Genomic DNA, 24,790 nt, shown 5'->3' on the forward strand with positions numbered 1-24,790 from the left:
TGCTCCATCAGAAAGATGCGACCGGCGCGCCAAAGCGGGTTTCGTCGGGAACGACGCCCAACCCCGGCCCGGTTGGAACTTGGATATGCCCACCTTCAATGCAAATTCCATTCTGGGCATCGAAATTGCCTTCGATGTATGGCGCAGCCAGCCAAACGCCTTCCAGCAGATCGGGCCGAACAGTCGCGCCGATATGCGTGCAGGCCGCAGCAATAATATCGCCTCCCCAGCTGTCGTCGCAGGTATGGGGCAGATTACGCGCCTCACAGAGGTCTCGGAACGCGCGCATGGGCTGCAGGCCACCGATCCGCGTGACCTTCATACCGAACCCATCCACCAGACCAGTGCCCGCCGCAGTGATAACCGTGTTCAGATTGGTGGCGTTTTCGTCCATGTAGATCGGGTGGCTCACTTGTGACCGTATCTTTTGCAGATCTTCGATCGTGTTGCAGGGTTGTTCCATGACAAACGGAATGTCCGGGCATTCGCGGCTGACACGCAACACATCACGAGTTGTCCAGCCGCGGTTTCCGTCCACGGCCAGGCGCATGCCTGACCCGCCGATTGCCTCCCACACTTTGCGGATGGTTTCGATATCAATTTCAACCGGCCGACCACCAACCTTGATCTGGAGGCGCGGGTAACCTTCGGCCAATTTTTCCCTGGCCAGAACGGCTATATCGTCGGGTGCTCCAACCCCCGTCGCATAATATGACGGAACCTTGTCTACCTCGGCACCGCCAAGCAGTTCCGACACGCTGATCCCAAATTTCTTGCCCAGCAGATCATGTGCCGCGATGTCGATAGCCGCCTTGGCATAGTTGTGTCCATTCAGAAGCCTATCCATCCGTCGGTGCAGTCCTAGTGGAGAGACCTCGGCACCCAATAGTCCTTCGGCCATCTGAGCCAACGCAGCCCGAGCGCCAGCGGCGTGGGCCTCAGCATAGGTGGGGCCAACCGGGCAAGTCTCGCCCCATCCGACCAACCCGTTGTCGGCCACCATTTTGACCAATGTGGTGTCCAGTGCCCAGACCTCGGCATTGGCCATTGTGTACGGGCCGTTTTTGACAGGTAGATCGTGGCTATAGATGTGAATTTCAGCGATTTTCACGACTTGTGTTCCGTACTGCTATTGAAGGGACAAACCCGCCCAACTGGCCGGGCGGGTGGAATACGGGGGAATAACTTCAGTAACTTTGGTTCAGCTCATCAGCGGCCGGGATTTCACGCTCACGTCGGGCGATGTAATCCAGCAGGGCTTCGTTTTTCGACTCATCCAGTTTCGGCTCTTCATACTCGGCCAGCAACGCGCGCGCGCGGTTCAGGGCGCGCGCAGTGATTTCGACCCTCCCTTCGGCCTGCCATTGCTCAATCGAGTTGTTGTCGAACAGCTCGGGCATGAAGAATGCACTCTGGAAATTGTCCTGTGTATGGGGGTGACCAAGATAATGACCACCGGGCCCAACATCCGGAACCGCAGCGAGGGCTTGATCGAAATCGTGCCATTTCGGCCCCTCGGCCATGCGGTAAGCCATCGCGCATTGTTCGGCGTCGACGATAAACTTGGCGACGGAGCAGTGCATCCCGGCCTCATTCCATCCGGCCGAGTGCCAGATGTAGTTGGCGCCCGCATGCATGACTGCCTGCAAGGTGGTGGCAGATTCATATCCGGCCTGGGCGTCAAAGGTTTTGGCCCCACCCAACGTGTTCGAAGTACGCCAAGGGACGTCATAATGCCGTGCCATCTGGCCAATCATGAAATTCATCAGGCTGATCTCGGGTGTACCCGCCATCGGCGCACCGGACTTCATCGACACGGTCGACAGGTAGTGGCCATAGATCGCCGGAGCCCCCTTGCGGATGACCTGCGTGTAGGCCAGCGCGCTCAGCGCCTCGGCATTCAACTGGGCTACCGTGGCCGGAACAGATGCGGGCGTGTTGGCCCCCCCCAGAACGAAGGGTGAGCAGAGCACCGGCTGATTGCGGCGGCAAAAGGCCCGCAACGCACCCAGCATGGTTTCGTCCCACACCAGTGGCGAGTTGCCATTGCAATTACCGGTAGTCACAGGGTGATTTTCAAGGAATTCCTCGCCAAACAGGATCGCGCACATGTCCATGACGTCTTCGGCGTTCTTGGGTGAGGTCGTCATGCCCATGAACGTCTTGTCCGAGTGTTTCATCGACGAGTAGGTGATGCGCAGGTGGCGTTGACTGATCGGATGGTCGTAGGGTTCCACGATGTGATGCGCCGAGGAATGCAGCGCAGGCATCATGTGGCTGAGTTTGTGGAACATCGCCAGATCTTCCAGCAACGGATTTCGGCGCACGTCGTCCAGATCGCGCAGGAATGGTGCGCCGGTCATCGGTACAAAGATCGAGTGCCTCCCGCCCAGCCGCACATTCTTTTTCGGGTCCCGTGCGTGATAGGTGAAATCGCTGGGTATGGTGGCAATCAACTCGCGCACCAAACCGCGATCCAGAAAGACCAGCTCGCCATCGACTTTGGCACCGGCCTTCTTCCAGTCTTCCAGCGCGATGGGGTCTCGGAACTGAACGCCGACGTTCTCAAGGATGTCCATCGAGGCACTGTCGATGCGTTCGACCTGAGCGCCATCCATCACCTCACACAAGGGGATGCCTCTGGTCAGGCCAGGCAGCATTTCAAAGTTCGGGGCGGTGCGCAGGGCGCGGCGGGCAGAGCGTCCGCCCGAGCGTGTCGCAGTACGAATGTTCACGGGGCAATCCTCCAATCTTGCTGATCAGAATGGCGGATTCGGCGGCGGCGCACCTCACTGATTGCGATATCTGTTTGCAGGAAACGACATGGACACCCGGAACGAAAAACGCCGCCCCGGCTGGGGCGGCGTCTGTTTTGGCATTAAGACCTGCGCTTATTCAGCGGCCTGCGTGCTTGCATCAGCATGCTTGTCGCGCCGACCGTCACGATAGAGCGCCTTGGTCAGCGAAACCATCATCAGCCCCATAACAACCGTAAAGGGCAGAGCACCGATGATCATCGCATTGCGCAACGCGTCCATCGGGTTGTTTTCACCAGCGGCCAAGATCAGCGCACCGATCACGGCGGTCAGGATAACACCCCAGATGATACGGTGCTTGACGCCGGTTTCCTGGCTGCCACCGGACATGATGGTGTTCATAACCAGAATGCCCGAGTCCGCAGACGTCACCAGGAAGGTCATGATCAGGATCACGCACATGACGTTCAGCATGGACAGAAGCCCACCGTCGATCATGTAAGACAGCGTCACGAACAGCTTGTTGGTGTTCGATGCGCCAATGATCGCGCCTTCAGCTGCACCAGCCAATTCCAGATCAATCGCAGTACCACCCAGAACAGTCATCCAGGCAAAGCAAACCAGCGCCGGCGCCAATACGCAGCCAAGAATGAACTCACGCACAGACCGACCCTTGGAGATGCGCGCCAGGAACAGGCCCACAAACGGCGAGAACGCAATCCACCAAGCCCAGTAGAAGGTGGTCCAGCCCGACTGCCAGCCAAACTGACGGCCTTGCTCACCTGCGGCGTAAACAGCCGCCAGCGTGTCGTCACTCAACTGAGCTGCAGCGCCTTCAAGACCGCTCTTGAAGCCGTCAAAGCTGCCCCATGCGTTGGTTGCGCCACCCACCAGATCAGCAGCATGCGCCTGCGCTTCTGCAGGCAAAGCCGCCGCAAACGCTTCGGTCGACAACGGACCATATGCACCAAAGCTTAGCGAGAGGAAATGCAGAAGGTAGTCAAACAGCGCTGTGCCATAGGTCGTCATAGCGAATACGAATGAGCCGAAGATCACAAAGGTGCCCAGCAGGATGATCGACAGAACAAGGTTCAGGTTCGACAGGTACTTAACACCGCGACCAACACCCGAAACCGCCGAAATGATCGACAGGCCCATGATGACAACCAGACCTGCGATCAGACCAACTTTGCTAGGCGTGGGTACTTCACCACCAAAATCCATGATCCATTCCATGCCGGTGATTGCATATAGACCATCGATGAACTGGCTGACACCAAATCCGATAGTGACGGACACACCCAGGATCGTTGCAACAACGCCCAGAACGTCAACGACGTGGCCGAGAAAACCGTTCATCAGACGACCGAAAAGCGGGGTAAGAGCCGCGCGAATGGTCAGAGGCATGTCACGGGTATAGGCGTAGTAGGCCAGCGACAGGCCGGTCACCACGTAAATTGCCCAGGCATGAAAGCCATAATGCAGGAAGGTATACCGATACGCGGATTGAACGGACTCTGGATCATTGCCCGCAACTGCACCGGCCACGACCTCGGGGTTCGATCCCCACAGACCCAACGGTTCAGCGGTGGCAAAAACCATCAGGCCGACACCCAGACCCGCTCCGAACATCATCGAGAACCAGGAGAAGTTCGAAAACTCGGGTTTTTCGCCCACAGTTCCCATAACCCGCTTTCCGGTCGACGGAAGGACGGCAACAATGACGAGGAAGATGACAAACAGGCCGACAATGACCACGTAGAAGCTGTTGAAGACTTCCAGCAGCTTTCCGTTCCAGCTGCCAAGTGTGCTGTTGGCATTGGCCGGGAAGACAAGTGCCCATAGCACAAGGGCAACCATGATGCCCTTACTGATCAGGGCGATTGGGACACTATAATTTTCATAGAATCCGGCATCGGCCGTTTCTATCTCTAGATCCGTAAAGGGTTCAGGTATCGACATGTTGCTCCTCCGTGGTGCTGTATCAATTGCGATACTGTCTCTGCATTTCACGCAATTCGCCCAATCGCCTCGAACGATGGGGAAGGTGCTGCAGCAGACGTATCGGCTCTTTCTTGTTTCGTTTCTGTGTATCAGAAATGCGGCACCGCCGCATGGTCTTACGCCTTGTGAGTTGCATTGAATTCAACGCACCGTGCAATCAGGCGATACTCGGTCTTACCAACCGGGAATGGGTTCGCGCCTCCTTCACTTCCCCTTTCGACCTTTCCCGTTTGTCAGTTCGGGACATCGTTGTGTCGCAGTACCGTCTTGGGACGCCCGGTAAATTCTCTCGAAAAGCCCGAAAAACACAACGTTTGTTGGTAGAACTGACTATAGTGGCGCTCCGCTCTAAATTCGGCCAGAACCGACGCATTGACGAAAAATGCGACATCCGCCTTTAACTTGAGCCAGAAAAACATCAAATCATCAAAAGCGCTATAGCTTTCACCTTCAAAAAAACTAAAACTGAGTTGATAAAAATTAAACTAAACCGAAAAACGATTCACCAGCTTCCATGTCCAGACGCCACTACAACCTGCCGCCGCTGACAACCTTGTCAGCTTTTGAGGCCGCCGCCCGCCACCTGAGCTTTAAGAATGCCGCCGTTGAACTGTCTGTCACACCCGGCGCGGTCAGTCACCAGATCAAGGCGCTTGAAGGCGATCTGGACACACCGTTGTTTCAACGCAAGCATCGCGGCGTTGATCTGACCGAGGATGGCAAGGCGCTTTATGACGCGCTGTCCACGTCCTTCGGGCGCATCTCAAAAACGCTGAGCATGATCCGCGACCGATCGACAGCCGGAAAGGTGACCGTAGGATCGACAACCGCGGTTGCCGCGTTGTGGCTATCTCCGGCCGTCATACGGTTCTGGCGGGACATGCCCGAGGTCAATGTTGATCAACTGTCACAGGATCGGCCTTTTCGCGATCGGCCTGACGTCGACTTTTTCATTCGCTATGGGCGGGACACCGATCCCAACCTGTCACACACTCCGCTGTTTCGCGACCAGCTAGTCCCGGTCGGAAGTCCCGAGATGGCGGAAAGGCTTGCGGAGGCCGGTCTTGAAGACCTGACCTCTGAACGACTGATCCATTTGGATTCAGAAGACCGCACCTGGACCACCTGGCCCGAATGGTTCCAGCAGCTTGGGTACAATGGTACAGTGCCCATTGAATCCCGCGTCAACAGCTATTCCGTCGCGTTGCAGCTTGCACGAAAGGGCGCAGGACTGGCGCTGGGTTGGCAGAGGCTGATACAACCCATGCTGCAATCAGGTAAACTGGTTCCTATCGGCACACATCAAGTGCCCGCGCCGAACCAGTTTTATTTGGTCGGGCGCCCGGATGAAGAACTCTCAGACAGTGCCCGCGCCCTGAAAAACTGGATCGTTCAAGAGGTACAGGAAGGTTCGGTTTAGGTGAGATCACTCTCTGATGAGCTTTTCTGATATTGAGACCAACAGGTTCAATCCGCCAATAGAGATTAATAGCATCCAGCAAAACCTCAGGAGAGCCCGATGAACAAGCATACCGCGCTGTCTTCCGTTCTGGCCGATGTAAACGTCGCAAATGGCCTGCCGAACGAACACTACATCGATCCGATCGTTTTCGACGAAGAAAAGCGTTCTGTGCTGTATGCCAACTGGTCCGGGATCGGCTTCGGCAAGGATGTTCCGGAAGAAGGCGATGCAAAACCAGTCGATTTTCTGGGCATGCCGCTGCTGATTGTCCGGGACAAAGACGGCGAGGTTGGCGTTTTCCAAAACACCTGCCGCCACCGCGGGATGATCCTGGTCGACACGCCCCGGAAGATCGGCGGCGCAATCCGCTGCCCCTATCACAGCTGGTGCTACAGCCTGAAGGGAGAACTGCGCGCAACGCCGCATGTGGGTGGTCCCGGCCAGAACAAGCACGAAGACGTCAATCGCGAAGACCTGGGTCTGATCCGCGTGCGATCCTACGTCTGGCGCGACGTGATCTTTGTGAATGTTGACGGCACTGCGCCGGAATTCGAAGAGGTTCACGGCGCCCTGCTGGAGCGATGGGAAGAGTTCGACAAACCCGTCTTTCACGGCGGTGAAACGTCGTCGTTCAAGCTGGAGGTCAAAACCAACTGGAAACTGGCGGTCGAGAATTATTGCGAGAGCTATCACCTGCCGTGGGTACATCCCGGTCTGAACAGCTATTCCCGGCTGGAGGATCACTATAACATCGAGGTACGCGGCCAGTATTCCGGACAAGGCACTATGGTCTATCGCCAACTGACAGATCAGGACGGCGCGACCTTCCCGGACTTCGACGGGCTAAGCGACAAATGGGACGAAGGCGCAGAGTATATAGCTCTGTACCCGAACGTTCTGCTGGGCGTTCAGCGCGACCATGCTTTCGCAATCGTGCTGGAGCCAGTCGATCAGGAAAACACGGTAGAACATATCGAATTGTATTACGCGAAAAGCATCGAAGACACGCCCCAACATGACGGGCTGCGTGCCTCAAACGCGCAGCTGTGGAAAACCGTGTTCGAAGAGGATGTCTTTGTGGTCGAAGGCATGCAAAAGGGCCGACATGGAATGCTGTTCGACGGCGGACGGTTCTCGCCCGCGATGGATGGCCCGACGCATAACTTCCACCATTGGGTCGCGACGCAAGTTGAAAACGGCCGCGCGGAGTAACCCTTTTGGATTGTTCAGCCGCTGGGTGGCTGACCGGTTGCCCGTAGAAGGGGACGCCCATGGACAAACAGGAGCTGGATCGCCTCTTGCTGAACGCACATGATCGAAATGATCATGCCGATCTGATCCGATGCTATACGATAGCCGCGGATGAGCGTGAAGCGATGCAAGACATCGACGCCGCCTGTTTCTACCTGACACATGCCTTCATTTTCGCGCTGGAATCCGGCGCGCCCGAAGCTGATGCGCTGAACCAGCGGCTGGTCGCATATGGCCGGGCGCATAAGCTGGATTTCTGAGTTTAGCCTCAGATTAAACTCACTCAACCCAACTTGAAATTTATGTCCGTTGCCGATGCCATTACGATGATGACACATGGCCGCGGGACCAACTTTGATACGGCAGGCTCATGAAAACGAATGCACAGGCGGTGGTGATTGGCGGTGGGGTGATCGGGTGTTCGATCCTCTATCATTTGACCAAGTTGGGATGGTCGGATGTGGTGCTGCTGGAACGGGATGAGCTGACATCAGGCTCGACCTGGCATGCGGCGGCAAACATCCACGGGCTGCATGACAGCACCAATATCAGTCGCATTCAGCACTATACGATGAACCTGTACAAAGAGCTTGAGGCCGAAACCGGCCAAAGCTGCGGCGTGTTCCAGCCTGGCTCGCTTTACCTCGCCCAGACCGAAGAGCGTGAACATCAACTGAAGCTGCAGGCCGCCAAGGCCAAGCTATACGGCATGAATTTTTATGAGATCAGCATAGAAGAGGCCCAGCGCCTGAACCCACTGGTCAACTATGCCGGCATTCGGTGTGTCATGTACGAACCCGACGGCGGCAACGTGGACCCTTCAGGCGTCACAAACGCCTATGCCGTCGGCGCACGGCAACGCGGCGCCGAGATCCATCGATTTACCCCTGTCACGGCGACCGACCAGCAGGAAGATGGCACCTGGATCGTACGAACGCCCAAGGGCGACATCCATACCCCATGGGTCGTGAACGCCGCCGGTTTGTGGGGGCGCGAAGTGGCCAAACTGGCCGGGATTGAACTCCCTTTGCAACCGACCGAACACCAGTATTTCGTGACCGAGACCATGGCGGACGTAGCCGCGCATGGCACCCGCCTGCCCTCGGTCAGTGACCGTGATGGAGAGTATTATCTGCGGCAGGAAGGTCAGGGACTACTGGTCGGTGCCTATGAGAAAGACATGAAATTCTGGGCCGAGGACGGAACGCCTCTGGATTTTGCGCATGACCTGTTCCCCGACGATCTGGAACGGATCGAAGAGAACATGATGAACGCCATCGAACGTCTGCCCGCCGTGGGAGAAGCCGGGATCAAGCGTGTGATCAACGGGCCGATGATCTGGTCACCGGACAGCAATGTGTTGATGGGTCCAGTGCCCGAGGTCGACGGGTATTTCTGCTGCAACGGCATCATCCCCGGCTTTTCGCAATCCGGTGGCATGGGCCTGATGGCGGCGCAATGGATCATCGAAGGCGAAACGCAGTACGACATGTTCGCTTGGGATATGGCTCGGTTCGATGACTGGGTGACGAAAGAGTTCACAATGGCCCGCGTTCAGGACCAGTACGCCCACCGGTTCGCCATTCACTTCCCCAACGAAGAGCGCAGCGCAGGTCGTCCGGCGCGTACGCGCCCTGTCTACGGCACGCAGGCTCAAATGGGTTCCGTCTTCGGCCTGAATGCTGGTTGGGAACATCCGCTATGGTTCGCAGACACTCCGGGCGCCAAAGACACCAATGGTTTTACGCGTCAGAACTGGTGGGGATCGGTTGGCGAGGAATGCCGTATGCTGCGTGACCGCGCAGGGATCATCGACATCTCGAACTTTGCCAAATATGTCTGCAAAGGCCCCGGGGCCGAGGGTTGGCTCAACGCAGTTTTCGCCAACACTATGCCCGAGGCTGTAGGTCGGTCCTGCCTGACGCCGCTGATCTCGAAACGCGGAGGAATCGCTGGGGACTTCACTGTAACCCGTGTGGCCGATGACGAATTCTGGATCATCGGATCCGGAATGGCCGAGCGGTATCACAAACGGTTCTTCAAACAGGTCCCCCTGCCAGATGGTACCACTTTCGAAAGCCGGACCGAGGCCGTGTGCGGGTTCAACGTCGCTGGCCCAAAATCGCGCGAGTTATTGCAGCGCCTGACCAATACCTCGCTGGCCACCGAGGATTTCCCCTTCATGCGATCCGCCAAAATCGAACTGGCCGGAATCGAAGTACTGGCCCTACGGGTCTCGTTCACGGGTGATCTGGGGTGGGAGGTTCACTGTGCCACCGAAGATCAGACCCGCCTGTATGACGCCATGCTTCAGGTCGGTCAGGAGTTTGGCGCAGGCCCAGTGGGAAGCCGAGCACTGATGTCGTTGCGGGTCGAAAAAGGATATGGCTCGTGGAGCCGCGAATACAGCCCCGAATACTGGCCGCATGAGGTTGGGCTGGGCCGTTTGTGCAAGTTCGGCAAGGACTTCCTGAACAAGAATGCCACCGAGGTCGTTTTGGCCAAGCCCGCCCGCGAACAGTTGGTCCTTCTGCATCTGGATGAGGCCGATACGACCGCGTCGAACGCCGACGCGACCGGAGGCGAGCCGATCTTCAAAGACGGACGGGGCATCGGTCGCGTGACCTCTGGGGCCTATGGCTATTCGGTCGGCATGTCACTGGCGCTCGGTTTTGTGATTGGTGCCAAACCGGAGGACGAGGTCGAGGTGATGGTGCTGGGACAACCGCACAAGGCGACCATTCTGTCCGAACCGCCCTTTGATCCAAAAGGCAAAATCCTGCGCGGCTAAAGGAACCGTGAACAGCCCCTGACCCGACGGGAGGCTGTTCACACACACCTCTGCGCTTATAGGCTGACCAAACCATTACGGTCGTTTTGGGAAGCGTGGGCGCACGGATAATCGCACTGATATGCTGATCGTCGGTGCCGGGTTTTCCGGCCTGATCATGGTGATTGAGGCCTGCAAACGCGGCATCCAAGACAGTGCAAACCTTGAAAAGCGGATGAGATCGGCGAGACGTGGCGTGAAAACACATATCCCGATGTTGCGTGCTATATCCCCTCGCATCTCTATTCCATGGCAACGCATCTGAACCCGGATTGGAGCCGGGCTTGTGCAGGTGGTGCCACGCCCGGAAGGCCCAATCGCACCCTGGATCTGCGCAAACACCTGACATCAAACTACAGGACCGGCTGCAAATGCAACCTCAGCTCCAACGGCTGGTACCCGGCACTGGCGCGCGAAATTGTAACGTTGATCCCACACGGGATGGCATCAATTGAGGACGATCAGATCCTGTCAGCGGACGGAAGCCGAACAAAGGCCGATATCCTCATCTGGGGAGCCGGGTTTCATGTGACAGATGTTGTTGAGCGCCTCGACATAACGGGATCCGATGGCCTGACATTGCGCCAGGCATGGTCGGACGGGATGAAAGCGCATCTGGGCACTGCCATCGCAGGTTTCCCCAATTTTTTCATCTTGCTCGGGCCACATACCGGCCTCGGTCACAACTCGGTTGTGCTGATGATCGAAGCACAGGTTCGCCACATCGGCCGAGTGCTGGACCAGATGAACCGCGACGGACTACTAATCATAGCACCCCGCCCGGACTACCAGGAAGCCTTCGAACAGGAGATGCGCGAACGGCACGAAGGCAGCGTATGGCAGGTGGGTGGCTGCGCCTCATGGTATCAGGATGCACAGGGCCGGAACACGACGCTTTGGCCCGGGACCGTTTCAGAGTATGAAAAGCGCATGGCGCAATCCGGGCTGGAACAATACCAACCTGCCCCTTCCTCAGGCGGAAAGTGATGAGATGACCACAATTCTAGTTATCGCCCTTCTGGTCGGCGGCTTCTTTGTCGGCATGAACCTGTGGACCCGGCGACTGACCCGGCAGGGGTTGCAGCGCGTCCCGCAACTTGGACAGATTGTCCCGGTGCGCGGCGGCAGCATTCATTACGTGGAAAAGGGCGACCCCACTAAGCAGACAGTCATCATGATCCACGGGCTTGCGGGGCAGCTGCAGCATTTCACCTATTCTCTGATGGACCTGTTGGCGGATGACTATCACGTCATCGCAGTCGACCGCCCTGGCTGCGGATACTCAACTCGCGATAGCGCCGATCTTGGGCGCCTGCCCGAACAGGCCCGCATGATTCAGGAGTTTCTGGACACCAAAGGCATTTCCAACGCCGTTCTAATCGGGCACTCATTGGGCGGGGCCGTATCGCTGGCCATGGCGTTGGAACACCCGGAGAAAACCAAAGCGCTCGCTTTGCTCGCCCCGTTGACGCAAAAGCTGTCGAATACGCCGCAAGTTTTCAAACCGCTGGAAATCCGTACCGAGTGGTTGCGCAACTTTATCGGCAACACGATCGCTGTCCCCATTTCGGCTAAGACCGCCCCGCATACATTGGGAGCCGTTTTCGATCCGGAACCCGCGCCAGATGACTTTCTGGACCGCGCCGGCGGTGCGCTGGGGTTGCGCCCTTCGGCCTTCATTACCGCGTCGCAGGATGTTGTCGGGGTGGATGAAAGTATCGGAGTCCAGGTAGACCGCTATACCGACCTGTCCGTACCCGGAGGCATTCTGTACGGGGCACAAGACACCATACTTTCACCCAACGCCAACGGTGCCCCCATGACCCGGTTTGGGCTGAGCGACGAAAAGATAGAAGGGTTGGGCCATATGATCCCGATCACCGCACCCGACGCCTGCGCGGCCTTCATTCGTAGAATTGCTGATACTGCTGGGGTCGCTGCACAACAGGCAACCAAAGCAGATTGATCGGGGCAAAAATAATCTCTGTAAGGCGGTGTTTCCCCCTTGACCCTTTCCGGCCCCTCGCTTAAATCGCCTCTCACTCATGGCGGAGTAGCTCAGTTGGTTAGAGCAGCGGAATCATAATCCGCGTGTCGGGGGTTCAAGTCCCTCCTCCGCTACCAAATTCCCATTCAAATTAGACCGTCGCAATCACAGGCCCAAACACTTCTTGTGATCTTGTCGCTGTGGCTGAATTGGGCTGCATCCCGGCATATCAGTTCCAACTCAGGAAACTCGTTAGTCGGACCTTGCATGGTCGAGATCTCAATTACTCTCCGAAACCATCCTCGCAAAGTTCAGTTACTTTATAAGGGCAGTAGTCATCGCCCCATCGTCGCTAACCTTCCCGCAATAGTTCGACAATTACTTCAAGTTCCGCGCGTCGCCTCGATGGATGCGGAAGGTTTATCACCAGCGACCGGCCTGTTTCGCAGGCTTGCGCCGATACACGCACCAAGTGCCCGGCCTTGAGCGCAGGTTCGATCAGACATCCATGCGCCATCAAGGCACCAGCTCCGGATTTCGCCTCTTCGACTGCAAGACCGTAAAGCGAATATTTCGGCCCTTTGTTAGGATCGCTGATAATTGTCCCCGTCTCCTCGGACCACCGCCGCCAGTCATCATGCCATGTCTGATCGTGCAGCAGCGGTGTGGATTCAAAGTCGAAACTCTCGGCCAGTTCCGGCGCGCAAACCGGGAAAATGACGTCCTCCGCGATTACAATTTGATCAGCCGCCCCGTCAGGTTCGGCAATGAAGACCGAAAGATCAAACAGATCACGTGATAGGCGAGGCGGTGTTTCCATGGCCGTTACCGAAAACTTCATGTCCGGCCAAGTGTTTCGGATTCGCCCCAAACGCGTCGGCAGCCAAAGTTGCGCGACCGAAGGCAGGGCGGCGATGTGGATCTCAACGCTCGGGCTCAGGTTCCGCAAGTTCTGCGTTGCGGCCGCAAGCTGATCGAAGGCCAGGGTGAAATCACCAGCCAGTTGGCGCCCGGGCGCGGTCAGCTCAACCCCTTGCGCGTTTCGCCGGAACAGAGGCACATCCGCCCACGCTTCAATTGTCTTTATATGTTGCGAAATCGCACCGGGAGTGACGCTCAGCTCTTCGGCAGCAGCTACGAAACTGCCCAGCCTTGCCGCAGCTTCAAAAGCGCGGAGTGCGTTAAGAGGTGGCCCTTTCGGGCGTCTTGGGAGAACAGCCATTGCCTTAGACTCAGTTTTTCTACGCCAAGAAATAGCAATTCTGATTTGCGATGTCGCCTCAATTGTTCAATCTGGTGACAAGCAGGAGGTCACAGACATGACAATCACACACCGAAACTGGGTCCCGGATCAGTGCGAAACTCGGGTTCAACAAATCGCCGTTAAGGCGTCTCAGGCCTCGTCTGATGAACTGATCAAATGGATCGATGATCTTGCGACCCGAAACCGCGAGATCCACGAGCGAGAGTGTTTCAACCTAAACCCCGCAACCAACGTGATGAACCCAAAGGCCGAGGCCCTGTTATCGTCGGGCATCGGGTCGCGGCCGTCGCTGGGCTATCCCGGCGACAAATATGAGATGGGGCTGGAGGCCATTGAAGAGATCGAAGTGATCACTGCCCAGCTCTGCGCCGAGGTCTTTGATGCCAAATTCGCCGAAATCCGGGTGCCATCGGGCGCGATTGCCAACCTTTATGGTTTTATGGCCACCTGCATACCTGGCGATACAATAATTGCGCCGCCAGCCTCGATCGGTGGGCACGTGACCCATCACTTAGCGGGCTGTGCCGGTCTCTTTGGTCTGCGCACGATTGAGGCGCCGATGGATGCTGACGGTTATACCGTCAATCTGGATCAGCTGCGCGCATTGGCTCTGAAAGAACGTCCCAAGCTGATCACTATCGGGGGCAGCCTCAACCTATTCGAACATCCCGTAAAAGAAGTCCGGCAGATCGCTGACGAGATCGGGGCCAAGGTCATGTTCGACGCCGCGCATCAATGCGGGATCATCGCAGGCAAAGCGTGGAGCAATCCACTGGCCGAGGGCGCGCATTTCATGACGATGAGCACTTACAAAAGTCTGGGCGGCCCCGCCGGTGGTTTGATCGTCTCCAATGACGCGGAGATTGCGCAAAAGCTCGATGCGATTGCCTTTCCGGGCATGACGGCAAACTTCGACGCGGCCAAGTCCGCAGCGTTGGCCGTAACAATGCTGGACTGGCGTGACTTCGGCCAACAATACGCGGCCGAAATGATCTCGACGGCGCAAGCGCTCGCGGAACGATTGGACGCTCGTGGCGTTCCCGTCTTTGCGGGTCGGGAAGGGTTTACCAAATCACACCAGTTTGCTGTGTTGGCAGAATCTTACGGCGGCGGGCAAGCGGCGTCCAAAACGTTGCGCCGCGCTGGGTTTCTTGCTTGCGGAATTGGACTGCCTGCACCCGAAGTAAAAGGGGACATGAACGGCCTTCGGTTTGGGACGCCTGAACTGGTTAGATGGGGGATGACGTCGCAGGACACTGATCGGTTGGCGGCATTGATCACTTCTGGATTGGCGGGCGCGGATGTCGCCGCCGAAGTTGCACAGTGGCGGGAGAGTTTTTCAGAACTGCATTTCGTGCACTGACAGCACATTGGGTGTCGTCCATGGCGCTGGCGGATCGAACCGCATGTTTGCGCCTTGTGCATCTTATATGGGCGCGGGCCGTCCGTTATGGCCCGCGTTTTGGCATTTCACATTGCCAGATCCGGTTGGTTCCGAGTTATCTCATACGTTCGGGTTTGACCGGATCGGGTCACCTGCAAGATCAACTTCTGGGCATTTTCGAACCGCTCGAAATACGCAAACCGAATATTCACCAGCGCTGTAATATCCTGGCACTGAATCAGGTAGTCGGCCAGAAAGTCGCTATGTTGATCTTGATCAGCAGACTCGTTGGTATTGTCCTGCCCCAATCCCTCACCCGTAAGGGTGACATTGGCTGACGCGGTAACGCATCCAGCCTCTTCCGGCAGCACAAACAAGCCCAAAGGTTTAGACAAGTCTGAGACCGCAACCGCCACCTGCGCGCGATCGTCATCGGTTTCGGCCGGGCCTGCAAAATCGATGATGTCTGCAGAAGGCACGTTGAGGGACAAAGTAAATGCCTGATCAGAAAAGGCGATATCCACATATCCCGTACCATGTTCATGGGCAGGGCCCTGCACCTGCGATAAAACAATCGCCGGCGTCAGTATCAAAGCAATGGCTGCACATTTCATAAACAAGGCACCACCCACCAAAGAATCACGTGAACCATTCTAGTGTGATTAAAAGCCCGTGCAATCGCGGCTTCGGACCACCTACCCCGCTAATTATGGGGTAAAGGGTGCGACATTTATTTCCGACAATAAGACTCAGGTTGACTTAACTTACTAATTCACTCAGCTTTTGGCGCATGCGCGTCGCTGAGGCGGCGCTAGTGAGTTTTTTCTGACAGGAAAGTGTCACCTCCATGACCAAATTTTTTGCCGCCACCAGCTTCTTGACCCTTGGGATCGCGACTGCAACATTTGCCGATGCCCCCGCGAAGATCGACGTTCTGACCACCTACGCGAACATCGCCGAAGCCAAATATGACGACAGCCTGATCGCGGCAAAGTCGCTGCAGGCCGCCGTAAACGCGCTGATTGCTGATCCGTCAGACGCCACACTCAACGCAGCACGCGCCGCTTGGGTTGCTGCACGTGTTCCTTACCAGCAAACCGAAGTTTACCGTTTCGGCAACGCGATCGTTGACGACTGGGAAGGCAAAGTAAACGCATGGCCGCTGGACGAAGGGCTAATCGACTATGTGGACGCAGCCTATGGCGGTCCGACTGACGAGAACGAGTTCGCCGCTTTGAACGTCATCGCCAACCCCAGCTTTGAGCTGTCGGGCAAAACCATCGACGCCAGCGAAATCACCCCGGAATTGCTGGGCGAAACCCTGCACGAAGCCGACGGGATCGAAGCGAATGTTGCCACAGGCTACCACGCAATCGAATTTCTGCTGTGGGGCCAGGATCTGAACGGCCATGGCGCGGGCGCAGGCGACCGTCCGTATTCCGATTACGTTCAGGGTGACGACTGCACCAACAGCAATTGCGACCGCCGTGCACAATACCTGAGTGCAGCGACTGACCTGCTGGTCAGCGATCTGGAATGGATGGCGGCACAATGGGCCGAGGGCGGCGAAGCTCGCGCAGCCCTGACTGCCGATGAAACCGCAGGCGTCAGCGCCATTCTGACCGGCATGGGTTCACTGTCTTACGGTGAGCAGGCGGGCGAACGCATGCGTCTTGGCCTGATGCTGAATGACCCCGAGGAAGAGCATGATTGCTTTTCGGACAACACCCATAACAGCCATTATTACGATGGGCTGGGTGTTCAGAACGTCTATCTCGGAAGCTACACCCGTATCGACGGCACCCCGGTCAGCGGCGCATCCTTGTCTGATCTGGTGATCGCCAGCGACCCATCTCTGGATGCCGAGATGAAGGTGAAACTGGCCAACACCATGCAGGCGCTGGGACGTCTGAAATCAACCGCGGAAGCCGGTTTTGCCTATGACCAGATGCTGGAACGTGGCAACGAGGGCGGCGAAGTGCTGATCATGGGCGGCGTAAACGGTCTGGTCGATCAGACCAAGACGATCGAGCGCATTGTGACCGTCTTGGAACTTGACCAAATCGCGTTCGAAGGTTCGGACAGTCTGGACAACCCAGACGCGGTTTTCCACTAAAACACCGGGCCTACACCCCAGGGAGGCGGCAGGTTCACGCCGCCTCCAAATCTTGTGAGGTACCTTTGATCTGTTGCCTCTGGACGTTTCCAAATTAACTTACTAATACAGTAAGAAATACAACTCAGAGCCCTGATTGCTATGATCGTATGCCACTGCACAAACATCTCGGATCACGATATCCGCGCAGCTATCGACTGGATGCGCACGTCTGATCCTTACACGGTCATTACCCCCGGTAAAATCTACCATGCTCTTGGAAAATCAGCAGATTGTGGCGGGTGCATGCCACTTTTCCTAGACTCGATGCGCTCCAGCGATAAGTTGGAGGTCCCGATGCAGCTTCGCGCACTTCGCAGCGAGGTAACACAGGAGAATGCAGATGAAGGGCGACCCCAAGGTCATAGAATATCTCAACAAATCTCTGCGGCATGAACTGACGGCAGTCAGTCAGTACTGGCTGCATTACCGCCTGCAAGAAGATTGGGGCCTCGGCCACATGGCCAAGAAAAGCCGCGAAGAATCCATCGAAGAAATGGGGCACGCGGACAAGCTGATCGAGAGAGTCATTTTCCTGGGTGGTCACCCGAATCTGCAACAGCTTGATCCTTTGCGCATTGGCCAGACACCAAAAGAGACGCTGGAATGCGATCTGGCGGCAGAGATCGACGCCCGGGCCTTGTACAAGGAAGCGCGCGAATACTGTCAGAGCGCTGGCGACTACGTCACTATGTCTCTGTTTGAAGGATTGCTGGCGGATGAGGAAGGGCATATCGATTTCCTCGAAACACAGCTGGACCTGTACGAAAGGATTGGCGAAGCCAATTATGCGCAACTCAACGCATCGAAAATGGACGAAGGCGCATAAGCTGTCGCTGGTGACGGTGGCCGCCCTTGCGGCCACCCAATCCCTGTCAGCCGAGCTGCGGGATTTTCACCTGAACTACCTTCCCAGAACCGAAGACGAACAAGCGAGGATTGCGCGGGTAACCGCCCCACCTGAAGATTTCAGCACACCGCAGCGCTTTGAAGAGTTGCCCGCTGGGGCTGCAACAGTCCGCGCGCGCACCGACGCAGATGCGTTTTCGCAGCCCTCGGGCAACCTGAGTTTTGAGCAGGAGCTGTACTTCAAAGTGGGCAACGGGCTGTTCAAGAAAATCTGGGTGTCATCTCCGTCATCCACACTGGCCTCGGATGGGTTGGGGCCGCTCTACAACGCACGATCCTGCCAGCGCTGTCACACCAAAGACGGGCGCGGGCATACGCCCAACGGGCCAGATGACAACGCGATTTCGATGTTCTTGCGCGTGTCCATCCCTGGCACACCCGAAGACGGGTACGCCGAGATCGAAGACTACATCGCCACCCTGCCCGAGCCGAATTACGGCGGGCAGATGCAGGATCTGGCCCTTCCCGGCCACCCAGCGGAATACAGGCTGGATATCACTTACGAGGACGTTCCCGTCACGTTGGCTGATGGGGAAACCATTACCTTGCGCCGCCCGACCTACGAGGCTGCGGATTTGGGCTATGGCCCGCTGCACCCCGACGCCATGATCAGCCCGCGCGTGGCCCCGCAGATGATTGGGCTGGGACTGCTCGAGGCGATCCCAGTTGAAGACCTGCTGGCGAATGCGGACCCCGAAGATGAGGATGGCGACGGGATTTCCGGCCGCCCCAACATCGTATGGGCGATTGAATACGGCGCGCCGATGGTGGGCCGGTTTGGCCACAAAGCAGGTATGCCCACGATCATGGAGCAATCCGCAGCGGCCTTTGCCGGGGATATCGGCATCTCCAGCCCGCTCTACCCGGCTCCGCATGGTGACTGCACAACTTCGCAGGTCGATTGCGTGAACGCACCGCATGGTGACGGCGACGACCGGACCTTCGAAATTGATCAGGTCGGCATGGATCTGGTCGCCTTCTACAGCCAAAATCTGGGTGTTCCGGCCCGGCGGGATATGGACGACCCTGAAGTGTTGCGCGGCAAGCAGGTGTTCCGCGACACTGGCTGTGCATCGTGTCACACACCCTCTTTCGTGACGCATCGCATGGAAGATCGCCCCGAGCATAGTTTTCAGCTGATTTGGCCTTACACGGACCTGCTGCTGCATGACATGGGCGAAGGGCTGGCCGACAACCGGCCCGAGGCGCGTGCAACGGGGCGGGAATGGCGTACGCCACCGCTTTGGGGGATTGGCATGACCCAGCAGGTGTCAGGACATACGCAGTTCCTGCATGACGGGCGCGCGCAGTCGCTTCTGGAAGCGATCCTGTGGCACGGCGGTGAGGCGCAGGTAGCGCGTGACTCTGTCGTCGAGATGCCAAAACCCGAACGCGATGCCCTTATCCGTTTTCTAGAAAGCCTTTGACCCATGCGTGCCATCGTACTTGCCCTTTCCCTGACATTGCCGCTGGGCGCCTATGCGCAAGAGCGCGACCCGATCCTGTCCGACGCCATCGAGGCGCACATCCTGCCCAGCTATGCCAGACTGACAGAGGCCACGGACGCATTGGCGGATGCGGCCCAGGCGGATTGCAACCCGACCTCAGCCAAGCTGCGCACTGCATACCACGCGGCGTTTGACGACTGGATTTCAGTCAGTCATCTGCGCTTTGGCCCATCTGAGGCAGAAGACCGCGCGTTTGCATTGACGTTTTGGCCTGACACCAAGGGCTTCACACCCAAAGCCCTGTCCGGCCTGATCGCTGCCGAAGACACAGCCATCCGGTCCCTCGACACGTTCGCGGAAACGTCCGTGGCCGGACGCGGGTTTTTTGCGCTGGAACTGATGCTCTACGATCCACGGTTTACCGACCAAGGCAGCGCCGAGTATCGCTGCGCGCTGATGCAGGCCATCACTGCCGATATCAACCGCAACGCGATGGCAATTGACGCGGATTGGGCAGGCTACGCGCTGGCATTGGCAAATCCGGGCAAAAACAGCCCATACCGGTCGGAAGACGAATCCATGCAAGAGCTTTACAAGGCCCTAATTACCGGTCTGGAGTTCACGGCCGAAACCCGCCTTGGCCGCCCGATGGGCACGTTCGACCGCCCCCGCCCAAAACGCGCCGAGGCGCGGCGTTCGGAGCGTTCACTGCGCCATGTGCAGCTGTCTCTGACCGCCTTGCGTGACCTTGCTGCGCGCCTGTCGGCAGATCATCCGGACATCGCGGCAGATCTGGACGGCGCATTCGCTGCAGCCATCGACCGTGCGCAGTCATTGGACGATCCGGCATTTGTCGCTGTGGCAACCCCGCAGGGACGGTTCCGCCTTGAGGCGTTACAGCAATCCATCAACGATATCCGCGCCATTGCCTCGACCGAGCTTGGCCCGACGTTGGGCATCAATGCCGGTTTCAACTCGCTGGACGGGGACTGAACCATGACCAACCGTCGACGCTTCCTAGCCGGTCTGGCCGCCTCCAGCCTTGCCCCCATGCGTGGATGGTCTGCTGTCGGTGCGCCGGATTACCTGGCCGCGGCGCTGTTCCCGGATGGGACTTATCGGCTGGCCGGGATGGACGCGGGTGGCGACATCCTGTTTGCCCTTCCGTTGCCCGCACGCGGGCACGCAGCGGCAGCCCATCCTCACCATGCGCAGGCGGTGGCCTTTGCACGCCGCCCGGGAACATTTGCAATCATCATCGACTGCGCGACGGGCACCCAGACCGCTTTGTTGGAGGCCCCCAAAGACCGCCATTTCTATGGCCACGGCGTGTTCTCAACCGATGGTACACGGCTGTTCACCACCGAAAACAACTATGAGACCGGTCAAGGTGTAATCGGCGTCTGGGACACCGACAGCTACGCCCGGCTAGGCGAGTTCGCCTCGGGCGGTGTCGGACCACATGACATGCGCCTCATGCCGGATGGCCGGACATTGGTTGTCGCAAATGGCGGGATCGAGACCCACCCTGAAACCGGAAGAACCAAGCTGAACCTGCCGGTGATGCAACCACGCCTGTCCTACCTGGACCAAAACGGGAGAGTTCTGGAGCAGGTAGAGCTGCCACAAGCCTTGCACAAGAACTCGATCCGCCACCTGGCCATGCGATCCGACAGTCTGGTCGGGTTCGCAATGCAATGGCAGGGCGATACATCGCAACACCCACCCCTGCTGGGCCTGCATCGCCGTGGTGAAAACCCTCGACTGCTTAGTGCCCCCGACGCCGACCAAAACACGCTACGTGGGTATGCGGGCAGTATCGCCTTTTCCGGTGACGGAGAAGCGGTCGCCATCACCTGCCCGCGCGGCAATGCCCTGCATCGTTTTCGCGTCGCAAACGGGCAGCTTGATGGCATTTTCCCATACGAGGACGTCTGCGGCCTGAGCACCGCACCAAACGGATTTGTGTTCACAACCGGAACCGGTGTCATCGGGAATTTGTCTACAGACAAGACCCAAATATCCGCCCGATTGGATTGCCAATGGGATAACCACCTGATCCCAATTCGCGCTACTGCATAAATTCGGCAAATCCCGTTCTATAGATTACACTTGGAAGAATCATATAGCTGCCGTATTGGCGGGCGCGAAACTGGCACCCTGACTTACAAGGATGGATTTGATTGAAACAGACGCCCGACGCACCACATTCCATCTACGGAGTTGAGAAATGGGGCAAAGGCCTCATCGAGGTGACAGAGCAGGGTGAAATCGGTCTGCGCAACCCGATGGCACCCGAGGCCAAGGCGATCAGCCTTCCCGGCATTCTAAGCGATCTGGACGAACGCGGCATCAAGGCCCCGATGATCCTGCGCGTCAGTTCTTATCTGGAACACGAGATTGTCCACATTAACGAGAGCTTTCGCGATGCGATTGCACGCACCGGCTACAAGGGCAGCTATCGCGGTGTCTTCCCGATCAAGGTGAACCAACAAGCGCAGGTAGTCGACCGGATTGTCGAGTTCGGCAAGAATTACAACTATGGGCTTGAGGCCGGGTCAAAGCCTGAACTGGTAGTGGCCTTGGCGCACCGTCTGGCCAGCGAGGCGCTGATTGTCTGCAACGGCGTCAAAGATGCCGAGTTCATTCAGTTGGCCATCCTCAGCCGCAAGATCGGGTTCAACACGGTCATTGTTCTGGAAAGCCCAAAAGAGGCTGACACAGTCATCCAGGTCTATAACGAACTGGGCATCGAACCCCTGATCGGCGTGCGGGTCAAACTGACCAACCAAATCAGCGGCAAGTGGGAAGAAAGCTCGGGTGATCGGTCGGCCTTTGGCATGAATACCGATCAGCTGGTCGCCACGGTGGACAAACTGAAAGCGGCGGGCCTGCTGCATTGTCTGAAGCTGCAGCATTCGCATCTGGGCAGCCAGGTGCAGGACGTCAACGATGTACGCCGCGCGGTGGGCGAGGCTTGCCGGTATTACACTGAACTGACACGCGAAGGCGTGCCGCTTACCCATCTGGACCTCGGCGGCGGTATGGGCGTGGACTATACGGGTGAGAAGAAGGCTGCCGAGAACTCAATCAACTACACGGTCGAGGAATATTGCGCCAATGTCGTGGAAACCGTCGCCTATGCGATGGATGAGGCAGAAGTGAACCACCCTACGCTGGTCACTGAAAGCGGCCGCGCCGTGGTGGCGACATCGTCGATGCTGGTGTTCAACGTGCTGGAAAGCACGCTTTACGATGCGCCCAACGGCCCTGAGGTAGAGGCTGATGATCACCATCTGGTCTCAGATCTGGCGGCAATCAACGGCTATCTCAGCAGCGACCGTCTGCAGGAATGCTGGAACGACGCGAATTTCTACCGCAACGAACTGCGCGCGCTGTTCCGCCGCGGCTATGTGGACCTGCGCCAGATGGCCCGAGCCGAACGGATCTATCTGTCGCTGATGGCCCGTCTCAAGGCGCTGGCCGCCAGCGATGATCTGGATACGGATGTGGATGATCAGCTTGAGAAAGTGGCCGATATCTATCACTGCAACTTCTCACTGTTCCAGTCGCTGCCTGATGTCTGGGCAATCGACCAGCTACACCCGATCGTGCCCCTGCAGGGCCTGAACCAAACGCCTGATCGTCGCGCGGTACTGTCCGACATCACCTGCGACAGCGATGGCAAGATTGATCGGTTCATCCTGGCCGACGGTGTCTCGCCCAGCTTGCCTGTGCATTCCCTGCCTGAAGACCAGGAATACCTCATGGGTGTTTTCTTTGTCGGGGCCTATCAGGAAACACTGGGCGATTTGCACAACCTGTTCGGCGACACCAATGTCGTCACCATCGACCTGCGCGCGGACGGCGGCTTTGACCTGCTGCACGAGCAAGAGGGCGACACGATCAGCCAGGTTCTGTCTTATGTCGAGTTCGACCCCAACGATTGTGTCGCCGCGTTCCGCAAAATGGTGGACGAGGCGATCTCGACCGGTACTCTACAAGCCAAGGACCGCAAAACCCTGATGAGCGCCTATCGAGACTCCATCAACGGCTACACCTATTACGAATAACCCCAGAGAGGAGATGACCCCCATGGGAACTTTGAGTGGCAAAACACTGGTTGTCGGCGCAGGCGGCGTATCGCACGCGGCCGTGCACAAGATGGCAATGAATTCGGATATCTTCACCGAAATCACTTTGGCCAGCCGCACGAAATCAAAATGCGACGCCATCGCGAAGGCAGTGAAAGATCGCGTGGGCGTTGACATCGCCACGGCGGAGCTGGACGCCTATAAGGTCGAAGATACCGTCAAGCTGATCAAGGAAACCGGGGCCGAACTGCTGGTGAACCTCGCCCTGCCCTATCAGGATCTGGTGCTGATGGATGCGTGTCTTGAGGCGGGCATTCATTATCTCGACACTGCGAACTATGAACCCGAAGACGTGGCCAAGTTCGAATACCACTGGCAATGGGCCTATCAGGACCGGTTCAAAGAGGCTGGCCTGACCGCCATCCTCGGCTCGGGCTTCGATCCGGGTGTAACCAGCGTGTTCGCCAAATGGCTGAAGAAACACAAGCTGGACACCATTCGCCAGATCGACGTTCTGGATGCCAATGGCGGTTCGAACGATCAGGAATTCGCCACCAACTTCAACCCTGAAATCAACCTGCGCGAAGTGCTGGCCGAAGTGCGCCACTGGGAAAACGGCGCATGGCATACCAGCCCGGCGATGACCACAAAAGTCGAATACGATTTCCCCGCCATCGGCCAGAAAAACATGTACCAGATGTATCACGAGGAATTGGAGTCGCTTACAACCCACTTCCCCGAGATTGAGCGCGCCCGCTTCTGGATGACCTTCGGCGACGCCTACATCACCCACGCCAAGGTGTTGGAGAATGTCGGCATGACCCGCATCGACCCGGTGATGCATAACGGCAAGGAAATCATTCCAATCCAGTTCCTGAAAACTCTGCTGCCCGATCCCGGCGATCTGGGTGCCGAAACCAAAGGCAAAGCCTGCATCGGCGACATTGCTACGGGTCAGGCCAAGGACGGCTCGGGCGAGAAGACCTATTACATCTACAACATCTGCGATCACGAAGAATGCTATGCAGAAGTCGGCAGCCAAGCTGTCAGCTACACTACCGGCGTCCCCGCCATGATCGGTGCGGCGCAGGTGCTGAAAGGCAACTGGTCCGAGCCCGGCGTGTGGAACATGGAACAGCTGGATCCGGACAACTTCATGGACATGCTGAACGAACACGGCTTGCCATGGCAGGTCCACGAACTCGACGGTCCGGTCGAGTTCTAATTTCATCTTTTCCAAAATACT

21 protein-coding genes and 1 tRNA gene are annotated in these 24,790 nt (G+C 57.5%); 17 read left to right on the forward strand and 5 right to left on the reverse strand.

Features of this window, described 5'->3' with window-relative positions:
* Positions 1-7: 7 nt before the first annotated feature.
* From AC2FIS_RS06585 to AC2FIS_RS06595, 3 genes are all read right to left on the reverse strand, one after another.
* Positions 8-1,111, reverse strand: coding sequence for a mandelate racemase/muconate lactonizing enzyme family protein (locus AC2FIS_RS06585; RefSeq protein WP_496772453.1), 1,104 nt, complete (start codon positions 1,109-1,111; stop codon positions 8-10).
* Positions 1,112-1,187: 76 nt separating this feature from the next.
* Positions 1,188-2,735, reverse strand: coding sequence for a trimethylamine methyltransferase family protein (locus AC2FIS_RS06590; protein ID WP_496772455.1), 1,548 nt, complete (start codon positions 2,733-2,735; stop codon positions 1,188-1,190).
* A gap of 156 nt (positions 2,736-2,891) precedes the next feature.
* A complete protein-coding gene (locus tag AC2FIS_RS06595; protein ID WP_496724166.1) occupies positions 2,892-4,718 on the reverse strand; it encodes a BCCT family transporter in 1,827 nt (608 codons plus the stop codon).
* A gap of 556 nt (positions 4,719-5,274) precedes the next feature.
* Here AC2FIS_RS06595 and AC2FIS_RS06600 point away from each other — a divergent pair.
* From AC2FIS_RS06600 to AC2FIS_RS06635, 8 genes are all read left to right on the forward strand, one after another.
* Positions 5,275-6,180, forward strand: a complete 906-nt coding sequence (locus tag AC2FIS_RS06600; RefSeq protein ID WP_496772456.1) for a LysR substrate-binding domain-containing protein — start codon at positions 5,275-5,277, stop codon at positions 6,178-6,180.
* Positions 6,181-6,279: 99 nt separating this feature from the next.
* On the forward strand, positions 6,280-7,434 hold the full coding sequence (locus AC2FIS_RS06605) for an aromatic ring-hydroxylating oxygenase subunit alpha (RefSeq protein WP_496772457.1): 1,155 nt from the start codon (positions 6,280-6,282) through the stop codon (positions 7,432-7,434).
* A gap of 59 nt (positions 7,435-7,493) precedes the next feature.
* Entirely contained in the window at positions 7,494-7,733 is a 240-nt protein-coding gene (locus AC2FIS_RS06610; protein ID WP_496772458.1) for a hypothetical protein, read from the forward strand.
* Between the two features lie 110 nt (positions 7,734-7,843).
* Positions 7,844-10,264 (forward strand): GcvT family protein, encoded by a 2,421-nt coding sequence (locus AC2FIS_RS06615; RefSeq protein WP_496772459.1) that lies wholly within the window; start codon positions 7,844-7,846, stop codon positions 10,262-10,264.
* A 121-nt stretch (positions 10,265-10,385) separates the two neighbouring features.
* On the forward strand, positions 10,386-10,568 hold the full coding sequence (locus AC2FIS_RS06620; protein WP_496772460.1) for a hypothetical protein: 183 nt from the start codon (positions 10,386-10,388) through the stop codon (positions 10,566-10,568).
* A complete protein-coding gene (locus AC2FIS_RS06625; protein ID WP_496772462.1) occupies positions 10,553-11,290 on the forward strand; it encodes an NAD(P)/FAD-dependent oxidoreductase in 738 nt (245 codons plus the stop codon). The genes AC2FIS_RS06620 and AC2FIS_RS06625 overlap by 16 nt, the downstream gene beginning before the upstream one ends.
* 4 nt (positions 11,291-11,294) lie before the next feature.
* On the forward strand, positions 11,295-12,269 hold the full coding sequence (locus AC2FIS_RS06630; protein WP_496772464.1) for an alpha/beta fold hydrolase: 975 nt from the start codon (positions 11,295-11,297) through the stop codon (positions 12,267-12,269).
* Positions 12,270-12,350: 81 nt separating this feature from the next.
* Positions 12,351-12,427: transfer RNA gene (locus AC2FIS_RS06635), tRNA-Met, on the forward strand.
* 215 nt (positions 12,428-12,642) lie between these two features.
* Here the strand turns inward: AC2FIS_RS06635 and AC2FIS_RS06640 are convergent.
* Positions 12,643-13,512 carry a LysR family transcriptional regulator gene (locus AC2FIS_RS06640; RefSeq protein WP_496772465.1) on the reverse strand — a complete coding sequence of 290 codons (870 nt, stop codon included), beginning with the start codon at positions 13,510-13,512 and terminating at the stop codon, positions 12,643-12,645.
* Positions 13,513-13,609: 97 nt separating this feature from the next.
* On the opposite strand from AC2FIS_RS06640, the gene glyA reads away from it, so the two are divergent.
* Entirely contained in the window at positions 13,610-14,917 is a 1,308-nt protein-coding gene (gene glyA / locus AC2FIS_RS06645; RefSeq protein ID WP_496772467.1) for a serine hydroxymethyltransferase, read from the forward strand.
* 107 nt (positions 14,918-15,024) lie between these two features.
* Here glyA and AC2FIS_RS06650 read toward each other — a convergent pair whose 3' ends face one another.
* Positions 15,025-15,552, reverse strand: a complete 528-nt coding sequence (locus AC2FIS_RS06650; protein WP_496772468.1) for a ZrgA family zinc uptake protein — start codon at positions 15,550-15,552, stop codon at positions 15,025-15,027.
* A 233-nt stretch (positions 15,553-15,785) separates the two neighbouring features.
* On the opposite strand from AC2FIS_RS06650, the gene AC2FIS_RS06655 reads away from it, so the two are divergent.
* The 8 genes from AC2FIS_RS06655 (at position 15,786) to AC2FIS_RS06690 (ending at position 24,769) form a co-directional block, all read left to right on the forward strand.
* Complete coding sequence (locus tag AC2FIS_RS06655) at positions 15,786-17,054, forward strand: imelysin family protein (RefSeq protein WP_496772470.1); 1,269 nt, start codon at positions 15,786-15,788, stop codon at positions 17,052-17,054.
* Between the two features lie 141 nt (positions 17,055-17,195).
* Entirely contained in the window at positions 17,196-17,489 is a 294-nt protein-coding gene (locus AC2FIS_RS06660) for a (2Fe-2S)-binding protein (RefSeq protein ID WP_282153814.1), read from the forward strand.
* Positions 17,437-17,922, forward strand: coding sequence for a bacterioferritin (gene bfr / locus AC2FIS_RS06665; protein WP_496772471.1), 486 nt, complete (start codon positions 17,437-17,439; stop codon positions 17,920-17,922). Before AC2FIS_RS06660 ends, bfr begins: the two co-directional genes overlap by 53 nt.
* The gene (locus tag AC2FIS_RS06670; protein ID WP_496772534.1) at positions 17,882-19,429 is read left to right on the forward strand and encodes a di-heme oxidoreductase family protein; all 1,548 of its coding nucleotides are present in this window, start codon (positions 17,882-17,884) and stop codon (positions 19,427-19,429) included. The genes bfr and AC2FIS_RS06670 overlap by 41 nt, the downstream gene beginning before the upstream one ends.
* Before the next feature lie 3 nt (positions 19,430-19,432).
* Entirely contained in the window at positions 19,433-20,443 is a 1,011-nt protein-coding gene (locus AC2FIS_RS06675) for an imelysin family protein (protein ID WP_496772472.1), read from the forward strand.
* Positions 20,444-20,446: 3 nt separating this feature from the next.
* The gene (locus AC2FIS_RS06680; RefSeq protein WP_496772473.1) at positions 20,447-21,532 is read left to right on the forward strand and encodes a DUF1513 domain-containing protein; all 1,086 of its coding nucleotides are present in this window, start codon (positions 20,447-20,449) and stop codon (positions 21,530-21,532) included.
* Between the two features lie 101 nt (positions 21,533-21,633).
* Positions 21,634-23,523 (forward strand): biosynthetic arginine decarboxylase, encoded by a 1,890-nt coding sequence (speA, locus tag AC2FIS_RS06685; RefSeq protein WP_496772474.1) that lies wholly within the window; start codon positions 21,634-21,636, stop codon positions 23,521-23,523.
* A 22-nt stretch (positions 23,524-23,545) separates the two neighbouring features.
* Complete coding sequence (locus AC2FIS_RS06690) at positions 23,546-24,769, forward strand: saccharopine dehydrogenase family protein (protein ID WP_496772475.1); 1,224 nt, start codon at positions 23,546-23,548, stop codon at positions 24,767-24,769.
* Positions 24,770-24,790: the final 21 nt, after the last annotated feature.

The sequence above is a fragment of the Ruegeria sp. CDSB113 genome, from assembly GCF_059611045.1.

Excerpts from the sequence above, each read along its gene's own strand:
- AC2FIS_RS06595 (WP_496724166.1), bottom strand. The coding sequence starts at position 4,718 with ATGTCGATACCTGAACCCTTTACGGATCTAGAGATAGAAACGGCCGAT.
- AC2FIS_RS06600 (WP_496772456.1), top strand. The coding sequence starts at position 5,275 with ATGTCCAGACGCCACTACAACCTGCCGCCGCTGACAACCTTGTCAGCT.
- AC2FIS_RS06605 (WP_496772457.1), top strand. The coding sequence starts at position 6,280 with ATGAACAAGCATACCGCGCTGTCTTCCGTTCTGGCCGATGTAAACGTC.
- AC2FIS_RS06610 (WP_496772458.1), top strand. The coding sequence starts at position 7,494 with ATGGACAAACAGGAGCTGGATCGCCTCTTGCTGAACGCACATGATCGA.
- AC2FIS_RS06615 (WP_496772459.1), top strand. The coding sequence starts at position 7,844 with ATGAAAACGAATGCACAGGCGGTGGTGATTGGCGGTGGGGTGATCGGG.
- AC2FIS_RS06620 (WP_496772460.1), top strand. The coding sequence starts at position 10,386 with ATGCTGATCGTCGGTGCCGGGTTTTCCGGCCTGATCATGGTGATTGAG.
- AC2FIS_RS06625 (WP_496772462.1), top strand. The coding sequence starts at position 10,553 with ATGGCAACGCATCTGAACCCGGATTGGAGCCGGGCTTGTGCAGGTGGT.
- AC2FIS_RS06630 (WP_496772464.1), top strand. The coding sequence starts at position 11,295 with ATGACCACAATTCTAGTTATCGCCCTTCTGGTCGGCGGCTTCTTTGTC.
- AC2FIS_RS06640 (WP_496772465.1), bottom strand. The coding sequence starts at position 13,512 with ATGGCTGTTCTCCCAAGACGCCCGAAAGGGCCACCTCTTAACGCACTC.
- glyA (WP_496772467.1), top strand. The coding sequence starts at position 13,610 with ATGACAATCACACACCGAAACTGGGTCCCGGATCAGTGCGAAACTCGG.
- AC2FIS_RS06650 (WP_496772468.1), bottom strand. The coding sequence starts at position 15,552 with ATGAAATGTGCAGCCATTGCTTTGATACTGACGCCGGCGATTGTTTTA.
- AC2FIS_RS06655 (WP_496772470.1), top strand. The coding sequence starts at position 15,786 with ATGACCAAATTTTTTGCCGCCACCAGCTTCTTGACCCTTGGGATCGCG.
- AC2FIS_RS06660 (WP_282153814.1), top strand. The coding sequence starts at position 17,196 with ATGATCGTATGCCACTGCACAAACATCTCGGATCACGATATCCGCGCA.
- bfr (WP_496772471.1), top strand. The coding sequence starts at position 17,437 with ATGAAGGGCGACCCCAAGGTCATAGAATATCTCAACAAATCTCTGCGG.
- AC2FIS_RS06670 (WP_496772534.1), top strand. The coding sequence starts at position 17,882 with ATGCGCAACTCAACGCATCGAAAATGGACGAAGGCGCATAAGCTGTCG.
- AC2FIS_RS06675 (WP_496772472.1), top strand. The coding sequence starts at position 19,433 with ATGCGTGCCATCGTACTTGCCCTTTCCCTGACATTGCCGCTGGGCGCC.
- AC2FIS_RS06680 (WP_496772473.1), top strand. The coding sequence starts at position 20,447 with ATGACCAACCGTCGACGCTTCCTAGCCGGTCTGGCCGCCTCCAGCCTT.
- AC2FIS_RS06690 (WP_496772475.1), top strand. The coding sequence starts at position 23,546 with ATGGGAACTTTGAGTGGCAAAACACTGGTTGTCGGCGCAGGCGGCGTA.